10 protein-coding genes are annotated in these 15597 nt (G+C 72.7%); 4 read left to right on the top strand and 6 right to left on the bottom strand.

Annotated elements, in window-relative coordinates; translation table 11 throughout:
- Positions 1-10 precede the first annotated feature (10 nt).
- On the top strand, positions 11-2722 hold the full coding sequence (gene ppc, locus ACGF12_RS06795) for a phosphoenolpyruvate carboxylase (RefSeq protein ID WP_393026515.1): 2712 nt from the start codon (positions 11-13) through the stop codon (positions 2720-2722).
- A gap of 85 nt (positions 2723-2807) precedes the next feature.
- Complete coding sequence (locus ACGF12_RS06790) at positions 2808-3902, top strand: MBL fold metallo-hydrolase (RefSeq protein WP_393026512.1); 1095 nt, start codon at positions 2808-2810, stop codon at positions 3900-3902.
- 6 nt (positions 3903-3908) lie between these two features.
- Here the strand turns inward: ACGF12_RS06790 and ACGF12_RS06785 are convergent, their stop codons facing one another.
- A complete protein-coding gene (locus ACGF12_RS06785) occupies positions 3909-4763 on the bottom strand; it encodes an ABC transporter permease (protein WP_393026509.1) in 855 nt (284 codons plus the stop codon).
- Complete coding sequence (locus ACGF12_RS06780; RefSeq protein WP_393026506.1) at positions 4760-7543, bottom strand: alpha/beta fold hydrolase; 2784 nt, start codon at positions 7541-7543, stop codon at positions 4760-4762. Before ACGF12_RS06780 ends, ACGF12_RS06785 begins: the two co-directional genes overlap by 4 nt.
- Positions 7544-7670: 127 nt before the next feature.
- On the opposite strand from ACGF12_RS06780, the gene ACGF12_RS06775 reads away from it, so the two are divergent.
- Positions 7671-8690 carry a mechanosensitive ion channel family protein gene (locus tag ACGF12_RS06775; protein ID WP_393026503.1) on the top strand — a complete coding sequence of 340 codons (1020 nt, stop codon included), beginning with the start codon at positions 7671-7673 and terminating at the stop codon, positions 8688-8690.
- A 110-nt stretch (positions 8691-8800) separates the two neighbouring features.
- Here ACGF12_RS06775 and ACGF12_RS06770 read toward each other — a convergent pair whose 3' ends face one another.
- The 4 genes from ACGF12_RS06770 to ACGF12_RS06755 all read right to left on the bottom strand — a co-directional run bounded on the left by ACGF12_RS06770 (position 8801) and on the right by ACGF12_RS06755 (position 11546).
- Positions 8801-9262: a GNAT family N-acetyltransferase gene (locus ACGF12_RS06770; RefSeq protein WP_393026500.1), complete on the bottom strand. Its 462-nt coding sequence runs from the start codon at positions 9260-9262 to the stop codon at positions 8801-8803.
- A gap of 1 nt (position 9263) precedes the next feature.
- The gene (locus ACGF12_RS06765; protein ID WP_393026497.1) at positions 9264-10202 is read right to left on the bottom strand and encodes an RluA family pseudouridine synthase; all 939 of its coding nucleotides are present in this window, start codon (positions 10200-10202) and stop codon (positions 9264-9266) included.
- Positions 10203-10270: 68 nt separating this feature from the next.
- Positions 10271-10918 carry a signal peptidase II gene (gene lspA / locus ACGF12_RS06760; RefSeq protein ID WP_387620636.1) on the bottom strand — a complete coding sequence of 216 codons (648 nt, stop codon included), beginning with the start codon at positions 10916-10918 and terminating at the stop codon, positions 10271-10273.
- A gap of 163 nt (positions 10919-11081) precedes the next feature.
- On the bottom strand, positions 11082-11546 hold the full coding sequence (locus ACGF12_RS06755; RefSeq protein ID WP_387620579.1) for a TraR/DksA family transcriptional regulator: 465 nt from the start codon (positions 11544-11546) through the stop codon (positions 11082-11084).
- 639 nt (positions 11547-12185) lie between these two features.
- Here ACGF12_RS06755 and ileS point away from each other — a divergent pair.
- Positions 12186-15317, top strand: a complete 3132-nt coding sequence (gene ileS, locus ACGF12_RS06750) for an isoleucine--tRNA ligase (RefSeq protein WP_393026494.1) — start codon at positions 12186-12188, stop codon at positions 15315-15317.
- Positions 15318-15597 lie beyond the last annotated feature (280 nt).

Raw genomic sequence — 15597 nt, 5'->3', positions numbered from 1 at the left:
AGGAGCAGTCATGAACGCCCGTACCGACCATGCCGCGCTGCACGCGGACCTCCGACACCTCGCGGACCTGCTCGACGAGACCCTGGTCCGTCAGGAGGGCCCCGAGCTGCTCGGCCTGGTCGAGCAGGTCCGCCTGCTCAGCCGCACCGACGGAGAGGCCACCGCCGAACTGCTGCGCGGCATCGGGCCGGCGACCGCGGCCAACCTGGTCCGCGCCCTCGCCACCTATTTCCACCTGGCCAACGTCGCCGAACAGGTGCACCGCGGCCGCGAACTGCGCGCCGTCCGGGAACGGGCCGGCGCCGCCCTCGCCCGCGTCGTCCAGCAGGCGGCGAGGGAGGCGCCGGAGGCCCTGACCCGGGCGGTCGAGCACCTGAACGTCCGCCCGGTCTTCACCGCCCACCCCACGGAGGCGGCCCGCCGCTCGGTCCTCACCAAACTGCGCCGGATCGCCGAACTGCTGGAGACCCCGGTCCCCGAGGCGGACCGCCGCCGCCACGACGCGCGGCTCGCCGAGACCATCGACCTGATGTGGCAGACCGACGAGCTGCGGGTGGTCCGCCCCGAGCCCACCGACGAGGCCCGCAACGCCGTCTACTACCTGGACGAGCTGCACGCCAACGCGGTCGGCGACGTCCTGGAGGACCTCGCCGCCGAGCTGGAGCGGGTCGGCGTCCGACTGCCCGACGGCACCCGGCCGCTGACCTTCGGCACCTGGATCGGCGGCGACCGCGACGGCAACCCCAACGTCACCCCGGAGGTCACCTGGGACGTCCTGATCCTCCAGCACGAGCACGGCATCAACGACGCCCTGGCGATGGTCGACGAGCTGCGCGGCCTGCTCTCCAACTCCATCCGCTACACCGGCGCCACCGACGAGCTGCTCGGCTCGCTGGAGCACGACCTGGCCCGCCTGCCCGAGATCAGCCCCCGCTACAAGCGGCTCAACTCCGAGGAGCCGTACCGCCTCAAGGTCACCGCGATCCGCCAGAAGCTGGTGAACACCAAGCACCGGCTCGCCGAGGGCGGCAGGCACGAGGAGGGCCGCGACTACCTCGGCACCGCCGAACTGCTGCGCGACCTCACCCTGGTGCAGACCTCGCTGCGCGAGCACCGCGGCGGCCTGTTCGCCGAGGGCCGGCTGGACCGTACGATCCGCACCCTCGCCGCCTTCGGCCTGCAACTGGCCACCATGGACGTGCGCGAGCACGCCGACGCCCACCACCACGCCCTCGGCCAGCTCTTCGACCGGCTCGACGAGGAGTCCTGGCGCTACGCCGACATGCCCCGCGACTACCGGCAGCGGCTGCTCGCCAAGGAGCTCACCTCCCGCCGGCTGCTCGGCCCGGCGCAGCTGGACCGGGCCGGGGAGAAGACCCTCGGGGTCTTCCACACCGTCCGCCGGGCCCTGGACTCCTTCGGGCCCGAGGTCATCGAGTCGTACATCATCTCGATGTGCCAGGGCGCCGACGACGTCTTCGCCGCCACCGTGCTGGCCCGCGAGGCCGGCCTGGTCGACCTGCACGCCGGCATCGCCAAGATCGGCATCGTGCCGCTGCTGGAGACCACCGACGAGCTGAAGGCCGCCGACACGATCCTGGAGGACATGCTCTCCGACCCGTCCTACCGGGCCCTGGTCGCCCTGCGCGGGGACGTCCAGGAGGTCATGCTCGGCTACTCCGACTCCTCGAAGTTCGGCGGTATCACCACCTCCCAGTGGGAGATCCACCGGGCCCAGCGCCGACTGCGCGACGTCGCCCACCGCTACGGGGTGCGGCTGCGCCTCTTCCACGGCCGCGGCGGCACCGTCGGCCGCGGCGGCGGCCCCTCGCACGACGCGATCCTCGCCCAGCCCTGGGGCACCCTGGAGGGCGAGATCAAGGTCACCGAGCAGGGCGAGGTGATCAGCGACAAGTACCTGGTGCCGTCGCTGGCCCGGGAGAACCTGGAGCTGACGGTCGCCGCCACGTTGCAGGCCTCCGCGCTGCACACCGCCCCGCGCCAGGCCCCCGAGGAACTGGCCCGCTGGGACGCCGCGATGGACGTGGTCTCCGACGCCGCGCACGCGGCCTACCGCGCGCTGGTGGACGGCCCGGACCTGCCCGCCTACTTCCTGGCCTCCACCCCGGTCGACCAGCTCGCCGACCTGCACCTGGGTTCGCGGCCCTCGCGCCGCCCGGACTCCGGCGCCGGCCTGGACGGCCTGCGGGCCATCCCCTGGGTGTTCGGCTGGACCCAGTCCCGGCAGATCGTGCCGGGCTGGTACGGCGTCGGCTCCGGGCTGAAGGCGCTGCGCGAGGCGGGTCTCGGCGGTGTCCTGGAGGAGATGCACGAACAGTGGCACTTCTTCCGCAACTTCGTCTCCAACGTGGAGATGACACTGGCCAAGACGGACCTGCGGATCGCCCGGCACTACGTGGAGACGCTGGTGCCCACCGAGCTCCAGCACGTCTTCGCAGCGATCGAGGCCGAGCACGACCTGACCGTCAGCGAGCTGCTGCGGATCACCGGTGAAAGCGAACTCCTGGACGCCCAACCGGGGTTGAAGCAGACCTTCGAGATCCGCGACGCCTACCTCGACCCGATCTCCTACCTCCAGGTCTCCCTGCTCAAGCGCCAACGGGACGCGGCAGCCACGGGCGAGGAGCCGGACCGCACGCTCTGCCGGGCCCTGCTGCTGACCGTCAACGGGGTCGCCGCCGGCCTGCGCAACACCGGCTGATCCCCACCCCCACGAAGCCGGCCCCACGAAGCCACCCCCCCACGAACTCCCCACGAAGGCCCCTCCCACACAAGAAGGCCCAGCCATGACAGAGCCACCCGAACACCCAGGCGCCCCCTCCCGGCGCGGCGTGCTGCGCAGCGCCGTCGTCGCCGGCGCGGCCTTGGCCGTCCCGCTCGCCGGCGGACTCCCCCAGGCCGAGGCCCGGGAGCGGACGCCGGCCGGGGAAGAAGCCCGGACCCGGGCAGAAGCCCAGCCCCGGAAGCCGTCACAGCCCTCCGACCGGATCGGCTCGCTCGGCGACCAGTCCGCCGTCCGCACCTTCACCCTGGGCGACGTCCGGCTCACCTATGTCGTCGACGCCGCCATGGAGTTGGACCGCACCGGCTTCCTGCCCGCCGTCCCCTCCTCCTACTGGGCGGAGCACCCCGAGGAGGTGGCGCCCTCCGGCCGGATCGCCACCTCGGCGGGCGGCGTCCTGGTCGAGCGGGGCCACCGCCGGCTGCTGATCGACGTGGGCCTCGGCGCCAACATGCTCCCGCCGTCGCTCGGTGTCTCCCGCGGCGGGGCACTGCTGCGCACCCTCCGGGCGCTGCGGGTGCGGCCGGAGACCATCGACACCGTGGCCTTCACCCACCTGCACACCGACCACACCGGCATGGGCTTCGTCACCGCGCCGGGCCGGGCGCCGCGCAAGGCGTTCCCGCGCGCCGGCTACCTGGTGGCCGGGGCCGAGTGGGAGCCGTTCTGGGAGCACCAGGTCAAGGTCGGGGCGCCGTCCTGGGACAGCTTCATGGTGCCGATGTCGAAGGTGCTGCGCCGCTTCGACGACGGCGCCCAGGTGTGGCCCGGCGTCACCGCGCTGATCACCCCCGGCCACAGCCCCGGCCACACCACCTTCGTCGTCTCGGCCGGCGGCGGGCGGCGGATCCTGGTGTTCGGCGACGCCTTCCACACCCCGGCCCAGGTGGCCCACCCCGAGTGGCCGTCCGGACCGGACACCAACGTCGACAAGGTGCTGAAGGCCCGCCGGACCCTGCTGGCCGAGCTGCGCAAGCCGCACACCTACGGCTTCGCGTTCCACTTCGGCGACCAGGCCTTCGGCCGGGTCGGGGAGGACGGCCGCTGGCACCCGGTGCCCGCCCGGGCCCTGCTGCCCACCCCGATCCAGTTGCCGTAGTCGGCGTTACGACACCACGTCCTTGCGCGCGAACCCGCGGAACGCCAGCGCGAGCAGCACCACCGCGTACGAGAGCGACAGCGAGACGCCCTGCAGCATGCCGCCCCACTCCAACTGCGGCTGCAGGGCGTCCGCCCACGCGTACTGCCAGTGCGCCGGCAGCCACTCCCGCAGGTCGCCGAGCGCGGTGACGGCGTCCAGCACCCCGGTGATGATCGAGATGAACACCGCCCCGCCGACCGCCCCCAGCGGCGCGTCCGTCGCCGTCGACAGCCAGAAGGCCAGCGCGGCGATCACCAGCTCGCTCAGGAACACGAACGCCACCGCGAGCGCGATCCGGGGCAGCGCCTGCCCGGCCGGCAGACTCGCCCCGGCGGGCAGCTTCAGGTCGCCCCAGCCGTACGCGGCGGTGCCGACGGCCAGCCCGATCGCGGGCAGCATCACCACCGCCGCCGCCGAGAACGCCAGCCCGACCGCGAACTTGCGGGCCAGCAGCCGGGCCCTGGGCACCGGCGCGGCCAGCAGGTAGCGCAGCGAGGACCAGCTGGCCTCCGAGGCCACCGTGTCCCCGCAGAACAGCGCGACCGGGATCACCAGCATGAAGCCGGTGCCCACGAACAGCATGGTGACGGCGAAGTTGGCCCCCGAGGCGGTGGCCAGATCGATGAAGGTGGTCCGGTCCGGCCGCCCCGGGGTGCCGCCGATCTGGAACGCGGCCAGGATGACGAACGGCATGGCCGCCAGCACCCCGCCGATCACCAGCGTGCGGCGCCGGCGCAGCTGCCGCATCGCCTCCACCCGCAGCGGCAGGGTCCGGCTCGCCCGGTACCCCTCGGCATGGTCCGTCGAGACGGCGCTCACGCCGCACCTCCGATCAACGACAGGAACGCGTCCTCCAGGCGCCGCTGCGGTCCGGCGCTCTCCACCGGCACCCCCAGCCGCACCAGCTCCGCCAGCAGCTCGCTCGCCGCGAGCCCGTCCAGCTGCACCAGCAGCCCGCCCTCGACGGCCTCCGCCGAACCGACCCCGGCCAGCGCGCCGACCTTGGCGACCACCGACTCCGGGTCGCAGGAGTCGGCGACACCGATCATCAGCAGCTCACCGGCGCCGACGATCTCCCCGACCGGCCCGGCCGTCACCAGCTGCCCGCGGTCCATCACCACCAGGTCCGTGCAGCTCTGCTCGACCTCGGCCAGCAGGTGGCTGGACACGATGACGGTCCGTCCGCCGGCCGCGTACCGGATCATCACCTCGCGCATCTCGCGGATCTGCGGCGGGTCCAGCCCGTTGGTCGGCTCGTCCAGGATCAGCAGGTCCGGCATCCCGAGCATCGCCTGAGCGATGGCCAGGCGCTGCCGCATGCCCTGCGAGTACGTCCGCACCGCGCGGTCCAGCGCCTCGCCGAGCCCGGCGATCGCCAGCGCCTCGCCGAAGCGGGCGTCCTCCTCCGGCCGTCCGGTGGCCTGCCAGTACAGGCGCAGGTTGGCCCGGCCGGTCAGGTGCGGCAGGAAGCCCGCGCCCTCGACGAAGGCCCCGACCCGCGAGAGCACCGGCGCCCCGGGCCGCACCAGGTGCCCGAAGATCCGAATCTCCCCGGCGTCCGGCCGGATCAGGCCCATCAGCATCCGCAGCGTGGTGGTCTTGCCCGCGCCGTTCGGTCCGAGCAGGCCGAGCACCTGGCCCTGCTCCACCCGGAGGCTCAGGTCCCGTACGGCGTACCGGTCCTGCGCGCCCTTGTAGCGCTTGCTCAGCCCGCTGATCTGCAACGGCACCCCGGCCAGTTCCGGGTCGAACCCGGGCCCGGCGGCCGCCGAACGCCGTCGGCGCAGCACGGGCACCAGCACCAGCGCGGCGGCCACCAGCACGGCCGCCACCGGCAGCAGCCAGGTCCGCGCGGGCAGCGGCGCCGCCTCGGTGACCAGCTCCTCGTCGGTAGGCGCGGTGAGCGCCCCGGCCGGCGCGACCCGGTAGGTGGCCGGCTCGGCCGGCGAGGCGTACGCCAGGTCGGTGGACGCCAGCACCAGCCGCACCCGGTGCCCGGCCGGGAAGGTGTGGTCCACGGCGGGCAGCTGGACGGTCACGGTCTTGCCCGCGTCGGCGCCGGTCACCCGCAGCGGGGCCACGAGCTGCTGCGGCAGCACCGACTTGCCGTCCGGCCCGACGTCGTACAGCTTCGCGAACAGCACCGCGTCCGGCCGGTCCGCCGTCACCGTCACCGGTACGGTCGGCTGCCCGGTCAGGTGCAGCGGCGTGTCCAGCGGCGCCGAGTCGAAGGCGGCGTTCTGGCCCGGGAAGTCCAGCGACAGCCCGGCCCCGAGCGAGGCCGCCTGGCTCAGCGCGCCGATCCCCGGCAGTGTCGAGATCCCCGGCGGCGCCCCGCCGGGCGGGTTGGCGAGCGACTTCTCCCCGCCCGCCAGCTCGATCGAGCGGGTACCGGTCCCGCCCAGCCCCGGGTACCGGTCGGCGGAGGCCCCGCGCAGCACGGCCTGGAAGCCGGTGGAGTCCACGCCCCCGGTCCGGGTCACCCGGAAGGCCGGGCCGGTGTCGTTGCCACGCCCCCGCAAGTAGTGGTCGAACCAGGCGGTCACCCGGTCGTCCACCCGGGCACTGGTGTCCGTCCCGCCGTCGTGCCCGCCCGCGAACCAGTCCACCGAGACCGGCGCGCCGTTGGCCGCCACGGCCTTCGCGATCTTGTCCCCCTGGTCCAGCGGGAACAGCGAGTCCTGCTGCCCCTGCACCACCAGGGTGGGCGCCTTGAGCTGCGTCGCCACCGAGGACGGGCTCGACTTCTCCAGCAGCGCGACGGCCTCCGGATCGGCGTGCCCGGCGGTGGCGACCCGGTCGTACATCTGGCAGAGCGAGTCCAGGAACCGCCCGCAGCCCACCTGTCCGTCCGCCTGCGGCTTGGCCCCGGCCCCGCCGCGCGGCGCCCCGCCGGAGGGCCCGAGGTCCCCGGCCGCGCCGGTGGTGAAGAAGATCCCGGCCCACAGCTTCTTGAACACGCCGTCCGCCGCGGCCGAGCCCTGCACGCCCTGCGGGAACAGCGCGTCGGCCAGGTTCCACCAGGTGATCTGGGTGGCGACGGCGTCGATCCGGTGGTCGTACGCGGCGGCCAGCAGCGCGATAGCCCCGCCGTACGAGGCGCCGGTGATGCCGACCCGGGGGTCACCGGGCCCGTCGAGCTTCACCTCGGGCCGCTGGGCCAGCCAGTCGACCAGGTGCTTGACGTCCTCGACCTCGCGGTCGGGCGCGTTCAGCCCGATCTTCCCGCCCGAGTTCCCGAAGCCGCGCGCCGACCAGGTCAGCACCGCGTACCCCTGCCGGGCCAGCTGCTGGGCGCGCTCCCGCTCGCCGTCCTTGGAGCCGCCGAAGCCGTGCGCCAGCAGGACCGCCGGCCGCGGGCTGCTGCCGGTGGTGAAGAACGAGGTGTCCAGCTGGACCTGCTGAGTGCTGCCGGGAGTCTCCGGCATGCTGAGGAAACGATCCTCCTGGCGAACCGCCTGCTCGCCGCCCGACGCCACCGCCACCGCCACCGTACCGACCCCGGCGACCGCCACCAGGGCCACCGCCCCGGCCAGCACCTTGCGCCGCACCGACCTGCCGCGGCCGCGCCAGCGACGCCATGCCCCACCGAACTCCATGGGGGCAGATCGTATCCGCCGCCCGGGTAGGCGTCCGATAAAGCCACCACCCCTTTTCGCCCGGTTCAGTCCGGTACGCGACGGTATCGTACGGCTCACCCGGCTCTCCCCACTCCGAGAAGGTCCCGTGTTCTGGCCGCTGATCACCCTGCTCGCCACCGTCGCCGCCACCCTGGCGATCGGCTGGATCGTCGACCAGGCCCTCCAACGGATCAGCGCGGGCCACCCCGACGCCCCGCTCTGGTCACTGCTCCGCCGCTGCCGGATCCCGCTCCAGCTCACCGTCGTGACGGCCCTGCTGCTCGCCGCCGACCCGCTCAAGCGGATCCTCCACCTCAAGGACGACGAGGGCGCGCACCACCTGGTCCTGCTGCTCCTGCTCGCCTCGCTCGGCTGGCTCACCGTCCGGGTGGTGGCCGCCGTCCTGGAGGCCGTGCTCAGCCGCTACGAGACGGTCACCGGCGACCCGGCCCGGGTGCAGCGGGTGCACACCCAGATCAGCATGCTGCGCCGGGTGGTCAGCGCGGTGATCGTCGTGGTCACCGCCGCCGTGATGCTGCTGACCTTCTCCGCCATGCGCACCGTCGGCGCCAGCCTGCTCGCCTCGGCCGGCATCATCGGCATCGTGGCCGGCATCGCCGCCCAGAGCACCCTGGGCAACTTCTTCGCCGGCCTGCAGATCGCCTTCGGCGACACCGTCCGGATCGGCGACACCGTGGTGGTGGACGGCCAGCAGGGCACCGTCGAGGAGATCACCCTCTCCTACCTGGTGATCCGGCTCTGGGACCAACGCCGGCTGATCGTCCCGGTCTCCTACTTCGTCAACAAGCCCTTCGAGAACTGGACCCGCCGCGACCCCGGCCTGCTCGCCGCCGTGCTGCTCCACCTCGACCACACCACCCCGGTCGACGAGCTGCGCACCGCCCTGCACACCCGGCTGGAGCAGCACCCCCTCTGGGACGGCACCGAGTGGGCCCTCAACGTCACCGACACCACCCCCAGCACCATCGTCGTCCGCGCCACCATGACCGCCCGCACCCCCGACGACGCCGCCCAGCTCCGCTTCGACATCCGCGAACACCTCATCGCCCACCTACGCGACCACCACCCCCACGCCCTCCCCCGCCTCCGCACCACCGACGGCTGACACCCCGCGCCCCTCTCCCACTCCCCGAAAACAAAGTTCCCCGCGCCCCGAAAGGGGCGCGGGGAACCGCGCGAAGCATGAGGCCGGGCCCGCACGAGCCTCCCGGCCGTCTACAGGACCCGAGTCATCGTCCGATGCGGAATCCCCGCGTCGTCGTACACCGGCCCCTCGGCCACGTAGCCCAGCCGCTCGTAGAACCCGAGCGCCTGCACCTGCGCGTGCAGCTCGACCTCGACGGCCCCGCGCTCAAGCCCCGCCGCCTCGATCGCCCGGACCAGCCCGGCCCCGAGCCCGGTCCCCCGCGCGGCGGCGAGCACCGCGAGCCGCCCGAGCAGCACCCGCCCCTCGACGCCCCCGGTCAGCTTCAGCGCGTGCTCACCGAAGATCAGCCGCCCGGTCCCCAGCGCGGCCCCGTCGGCCCCGACGGCCAGCAGGTGCACCGAGGTCCCGTCGTACTCGTCGTACTCCAGCTCCTCCGGCACGTTCTGCTCGACGATGAACACCTCACGCCGAACCTCCCGCACCAGCGCCAGGTCCGCTTCCCCCTCGGCGACCCGGACCGAGACCGGCACGTCAGCTCTCCGCCGCGATGATGTCCAGCGCCTTCCGCAGGTCCACCGGGTACTCGCTGCTGAACTCGACCCACTGCCCGTCCGCCGGGTGCTCGAAGCCGAGCGAGACGGCGTGCAGCCACTGCCGGGTCAGCCCGAGCCGCTTCGCCAGCGTCGGGTCGGCGCCGTACGTCAGGTCGCCGACGCAGGGGTGCCGCAGCGCGGACATGTGGACGCGGATCTGGTGGGTGCGGCCGGTCTCCAGCTTGATGGCGAGCAGCGAGGCCGCCCGGTACGCCTCGATCAGGTCGTAGTGGGTGATCGACGCCTTGCCGTCACGCGTCACGGCCCACTTCCAGTCCGAGCTGGGGTGCCGCCCGATCGGCGCGTCCACCGTGCCGCTCATCGGGTCCGGGTGCCCCTGGACCAGGGTGTGGTACCGCTTCTCGGTGATCCGGTCGTGGAACTGCCGCTTGAGGTCGGTGTACGCCCGCTCGGACTTGGCGACCACCATCAGCCCCGAGGTGCCGACGTCGAGCCGGTGCACGATGCCCTGCCGCTCGGCGGCACCCGAGGTGGAGATCCGGTAGCCGGCCGCGGCGAGCCCGCCGATGACGGTGGGCCCGGACCAGCCGGGGCTCGGGTGCGCGGCGACGCCGACCGGCTTGTCGACCAGGACGATGTCCTCGTCGTCGTGGACGATCCGCATGCCGTCGACCGGCTCGGCCACGATCTGCACCGGGGCGGCGGGGGCGGGGATCTCGACCTCCAGCCAGGAACCGGCGGTCACCCGGTCCGACTTGCCGGCCACGGCGCCGTCGAGCGTCACCTTGCCCTCGGCGGCCAACTCGGCGGCCTTGGTCCGGGAGAAGCCGAACATCCGGGCGAGGGCGGCGTCGAGGCGCTCGCCCTCCAGGCCGTCGGGTACGGGGAGGCTGCGGTTCTGCGCTGCGGTACTCACCCGTACGAGTATGCCGGAAACGCGGCCCAGCCCCTCCCGCCGGCGGTTGCGACCGGGAGGGCAGGTCCCTACTTGTCGCCCTTGTCCGTCTGCTGGTGGACGGTCCCGTCCGGGTTGCTGCCCTTGAAGGAGAGCAGCACCACGAGGATCCCGCCGCAGACGATCGCCGAGTCGGCGAGGTTGAACACCGCGAAGTGCTGGACGGAGATGAAGTCCACCACGTGCCCGCGGAAGACGCCCGGCGCGCGGAACAGCCGGTCGGTGAGGTTCCCGAGCGCCCCGCCGAGCAGCAGCCCGAGCGCGATCGCCCACGGGAGGCTGTACAGCCGGCGGGCGATCCGCCAGATCACCACGATGACGGCCGAGGCGATCATCGTGAAGACGACGGTCAGCGCCTGCCCCATGCCGAAGGCCGCGCCGGAGTTGCGGATCACCTGGAGGGTGACGACGTCGCCGATCACCTTGATCGCGGCGTGGTTCTCCAGCCTGGCGACGACCAGCAGCTTGCTGCCGAGGTCGATCAGGAAGGCGAGCACCGCGACGACCAGCAGCACGCCGACCCGCCGCCGGCCCTTGGGCTTCTCCACCGCCGTCCCGCCGTCGGTCGAGGCCGCCTCCGCGGGGTCGGTGGGATCGGCCACGGCCACCTCCACGGCATCGGCGGGGTACGGGACGGCGTCGTCCCGGGTCTGGGGGGAACCTTGCGTACTGATGATCCGCTCCGCTGCCGATGGAGCTCCCCCGGGCAGGAGGTGGGGGAGGGTGGTGGGCCGATGCCGCCCTGGAATCCGTCGAGGAACCGCTCCGGACACGTCAGGCGACGTTACGGGGTCGAGCGTACGGCAAGCCCGACCCCCCGCGTCGCCGCGACGGCGCGGTTCAGCGGCGTTCCTGCTTGGCCTTGCACTGGACGCAGAGCGTCGCCCGGGGGAAGGCCTGCATCCGGGCCTTGCCGATGGCCTGGCCGCAGGATTCGCAGATGCCGAAGCCGACGCCTTCGAGCCGCTCCAGGGCGCGCTCCGTCTGGGCGAGGCTGTCCCGGGCGTTGTTGGCGAGCGCCAGCTCGCTCTCCCGCGAGATGTTCTTCGTACCGGCGTCCACCTGGTCGTCGCCGGCCCCGTCGTTGGAGTCCCGCATCAGGCCCGCGATGGCGGCGTCGGCGGCGTCGATCTCGCCGCGCAGCCGCTCCAGGTCGCTGATCAGCTCGTCGTGGAGCTCGTGGACCTCCGCCGAGGTCCACGGGTCCTCGCCGGGTCGGACCGGCAGGGTGGCCGGGTCGACGGATTCGGCTCCGCGCGGCGCGGTGACGATGTCGGTGCTGTTCTGAGGTGCGGTAGTGGTCACGGTCCCCTCCCCTGGATCGGCCGCCACGGCCTTGCGTGCCCGCTTGGTGGCGGTACCCGCGCCGGATGCCTTCTCAGCCATGGCTTCGACCCCATCTACGAACGAATCGAGCCGCCGGTTCCCGGCGGCTTCCAGTGCCGGAACGATAATCCCGATCAAAACCGGTCACAACATGACATACCGGCGCCTCGCGATGATCCCACCCAGGCAGCCGCCCCAACCGCCACGCCCCGCGCGCTGACAGACTTGTGCCCACCTCACCCCCGCCTAACCACCCCCGCCGACCAGCCCGTCCATGCCCGAAACCACCCCCGCGGAAACGGTTTGGACAAACCGACTCGCCCGGCCGATACACTGGGCCTGCAAGGCGCAGATGGGACGAGTACCGACGTACGCAGCCACCAGCGACCCGGGGACGGTGCGAGCCCGGGGGTGTGCACGACGGGAAGATCACCCCGGAGCCGCCGGAAGAACGGCCACCGCGCAGCCCGCGGCGGCCCACTAGACCCGGCAGCAAGCCCAAACAAGAGGGCCGCAACGCACCATCGCGGCCAAGGAGGGTGGTACCGCGGGGCGGCCAGGCCGTCTCGTCCCTCCGGAGGATCCAGTCCCAGCATCCGCCGGAGGTAGACGCCCGCGATGAGCAGCTCCTACAACCCCGTCCCGGCGCAGGTGGACCTGCCTGCCCTGGAGCACCAGATCCTGTCGTTCTGGCAGGACAACAAGATCTTCCAGCGCAGCCTGGAACAGTCCGAGGGCCGCCCCGAGTGGGTGTTCTACGAGGGCCCGCCGACCGCCAACGGCATGCCCGGCGCCCACCACATCGAGGCCCGCGTCTTCAAGGACGTCTTCCCGCGCTACCGGACGATGAAGGGCTACCACGTCGCCCGCAAGGCCGGCTGGGACTGCCACGGCCTGCCGGTCGAGCTGGCCGTCGAGAAGGAGCTGGGCTTCTCCGGCAAGCAGGACATCGAGGCGTACGGCATCGCCGAGTTCAACGCCAAGTGCCGCGAGTCGGTGACCCGCCACACCGACGCCTTCGCCGAGCTGACCACCCGCATGGGGTACTGGGTCGACCTCGACGACGCCTACCGGACGATGGACCCGTCCTACGTCCAGTCCGTCTGGTGGTCGCTCAAGCAGATCTTCGACAAGGGCCTGCTGGTCCAGGACCACCGCGTCGCCCCCTGGTGCCCGCGCTGCGGCACCGGCCTGTCCGACCACGAGCTGGCCCAGGGCTACGAGACCGTGGTCGACCCCTCGGTCTACGTCCGCTTCCCGCTCACCGGCGGCCCGCTGGCCGGCCAGGCGGCCCTGCTCGCCTGGACCACCACCCCGTGGACCCTGGTCTCCAACACCGCCCTCGCGGTCAACCCGACGGTCACCTACGTGGTGGCCACCGACGGCAACGAGAAGCTGGTCGTCGCCGAGCCGCTGCTCGCCAAGGCCCTCGGCGAGGGCTGGGAGCCGACCGGCGAGTCCTTCACCGGCGCCGAGATGGAGCACTGGAACTACCAGCGCCCGTTCGAGCTGGTCGAGATCGAGAACGCCCACTTCGTCCTCAACGCCGACTACGTCACCACCGAGGACGGCACCGGTGTCGTCCACCAGTCCCCGGCCTTCGGTGCGGACGACCTCGCGACCTGCCGCAAGTACGGCCTGCCGGTGGTCAACCCGGTGCTCGCCGACGGCACCTTCGCCCCCGAGGTCCCGCTGGTCGGCGGCCAGTTCTTCAAGAAGGCCGACGAGGCCCTGGTCGCGGACCTGAAGGAGCGCGGCCTGCTTTTCCGCCACGTGCCGTACGAGCACAGCTACCCGCACTGCTGGCGCTGCCACACCGCGCTGCTCTACTACGCGCAGCCGTCCTGGTACATCCGGACCACCGCCGTCAAGGACGCGCTGATCCGCGAGAACGAGGCCACCAACTGGTTCCCGGAGACGGTCAAGCACGGCCGCTTCGGCGACTGGCTGAACAACAACATCGACTGGGCGCTCAGCCGCAACCGCTACTGGGGCACCCCGCTGCCGATCTGGCGCTGCGAGGAGGGCCACCTGACCTGCGTCGGCTCGCTGGCCGAGCTGACCGAGCTCACCGGCACCGACCAGAGCGGCCTCGACCCGCACCGCCCGTTCATCGACGAGGTGACCTTCGCCTGCCGCGACTGCGGCGGCACCGCCACCCGTGTGCCCGAGGTCATCGACGCCTGGTACGACTCGGGCTCGATGCCCTTCGCCCAGTACGGCTACCCGTACCAGAACAAGGAGCTGTTCGAGAAGCGCTACCCGGCGCAGTTCATCTCCGAGGCGATCGACCAGACCCGCGGCTGGTTCTACACGCTGATGGCGGTCGGCACCCTGGTGTTCGACAAGAACAGCTACGAGAACGTCGTCTGCCTGGGCCACATCCTGGCCGAGGACGGCCGCAAGATGTCCAAGCACCTGGGCAACATCCTGCAGCCGATCCCGCTGATGGACCAGCACGGCGCCGACGCCGTGCGCTGGTTCATGGCGGCCGGCGGCTCGCCCTGGTCGGCCCGCCGGGTCGGCCACGGCACCATCCAGGAGGTGGTCCGCAAGACCCTCCTCACCTACTGGAACACCGTCGCCTTCCAGGCCCTGTACGCCCGCACCTCCGACTGGGCCCCCTCGGCGGGCGACCCGGCCCCGGCCGACCGCCCGCAGCTGGACCGCTGGGTGCTCTCCGAGCTGAACACCCTGGTCCGCGAGGTCGACGCGGCCTTCGAGGCGTACGACACCCAGCGCGCCGGCAAGCTGCTCTCCGGCTTCGTCGACGACCTCTCCAACTGGTACGTCCGCCGTGGCCGCCGCCGCTTCTGGCAGGGCGACGCCGCCGCGCTCGCCACGCTGCACGAGGCGCTGGAGACGGTCACCCGCCTGATGGCCCCGCTCACCCCGTTCATCAGCGAGCGGGTCTGGCAGGACCTGGTCGTCCCGGTCACCCCGGACGCCCCGGCCTCGGTGCACCTGGCCTCCTGGCCGGTGGCCGACGAGAGCCTGATCGACACCGAGCTCTCCCGGCACATGGCGCTGGTCCGCCGCCTGGTCGAGCTGGGCCGGGCCACCCGCGCCGAGTCCGGCGTGAAGACCCGTCAGCCGCTGTCCCGCGCGCTGGTCGCCGCCCAGGGCTGGGAGGAGCTGCCCGCCGACCTGCGCGCGCAGATCGCCGAGGAGCTCAACGTCACCACCCTGGAGTCCCTCGCCGAGGTCGGTGGCTCGCTGGTCGACACCACCGCCAAGGCCAACTTCCGCGCGCTGGGCAAGCGCTTCGGCAAGGGTGTGCAGGACGTCGCCAAGGCGGTCGCCGCCACCGACGCCGCCCGCCTGGCCGCCGAACTGCGCGCCGACGGCGCGACCGGCGTCGAGCTCGACGGCGAGACGATCACCCTGTCGCCCGATGAGGTGATCATCACCGAGACCCCGCGCGAGGGCTGGGCCGTCGCCAACGAGTCCGGCGCCACCGTCGCCCTCGACCTGGCCATCACCCCGGAGCTCAAGCGCCTCGGCATCGCCCGCGACGCCATCCGCCAGATCCAGGAGGCCCGCAAGAACTCCGGCCTGGACGTCGCCGACCGCATCGTCCTCCGCTGGCGCGCCACCTCCGAGGAGACCGCCGAGGCCATCGCCGAACACGGCCCCCTCGTCGCCGAAGAGGTCCTCGCCACCGACTTCGCCGCCGGCACGGCCGACTGGACCTCCGAGACCTTCACCGACGAATCCCTCGGCCTCGCCTTCCAACTCCGCAAGGCCTGACCACCCCACCCGAACCGCCGCCCCGCTCCCGAGCCGGGCGGCGGTTCCGCTTTGTCCACCCTCGACACTTCCCGGCACCCTCCCCGCACCCCACGCCTCCCCCGCACCCCCGCACGCCCGCGCGCCCTCCCCATCCCGTGCCCCTGCGCCCCGACACGGGCACGGGCACGGGCACGGGCACGGGGAGCTTCGCACAGCACAAGCCCCCCTCCCGCACCCGCAAGCCCCTCCCGCAATCCGGCCCTCCCCGTCCCCCCTCCCACCCCCGACGCAAAAAGAG

It is taken from the genome of Kitasatospora sp. NPDC048296, from assembly GCF_043201815.1.
Lineage (GTDB): Bacteria > Actinomycetota > Actinomycetes > Streptomycetales > Streptomycetaceae > Kitasatospora.
This window is presented reverse-complemented; position numbering and strand designations above follow the sequence as displayed.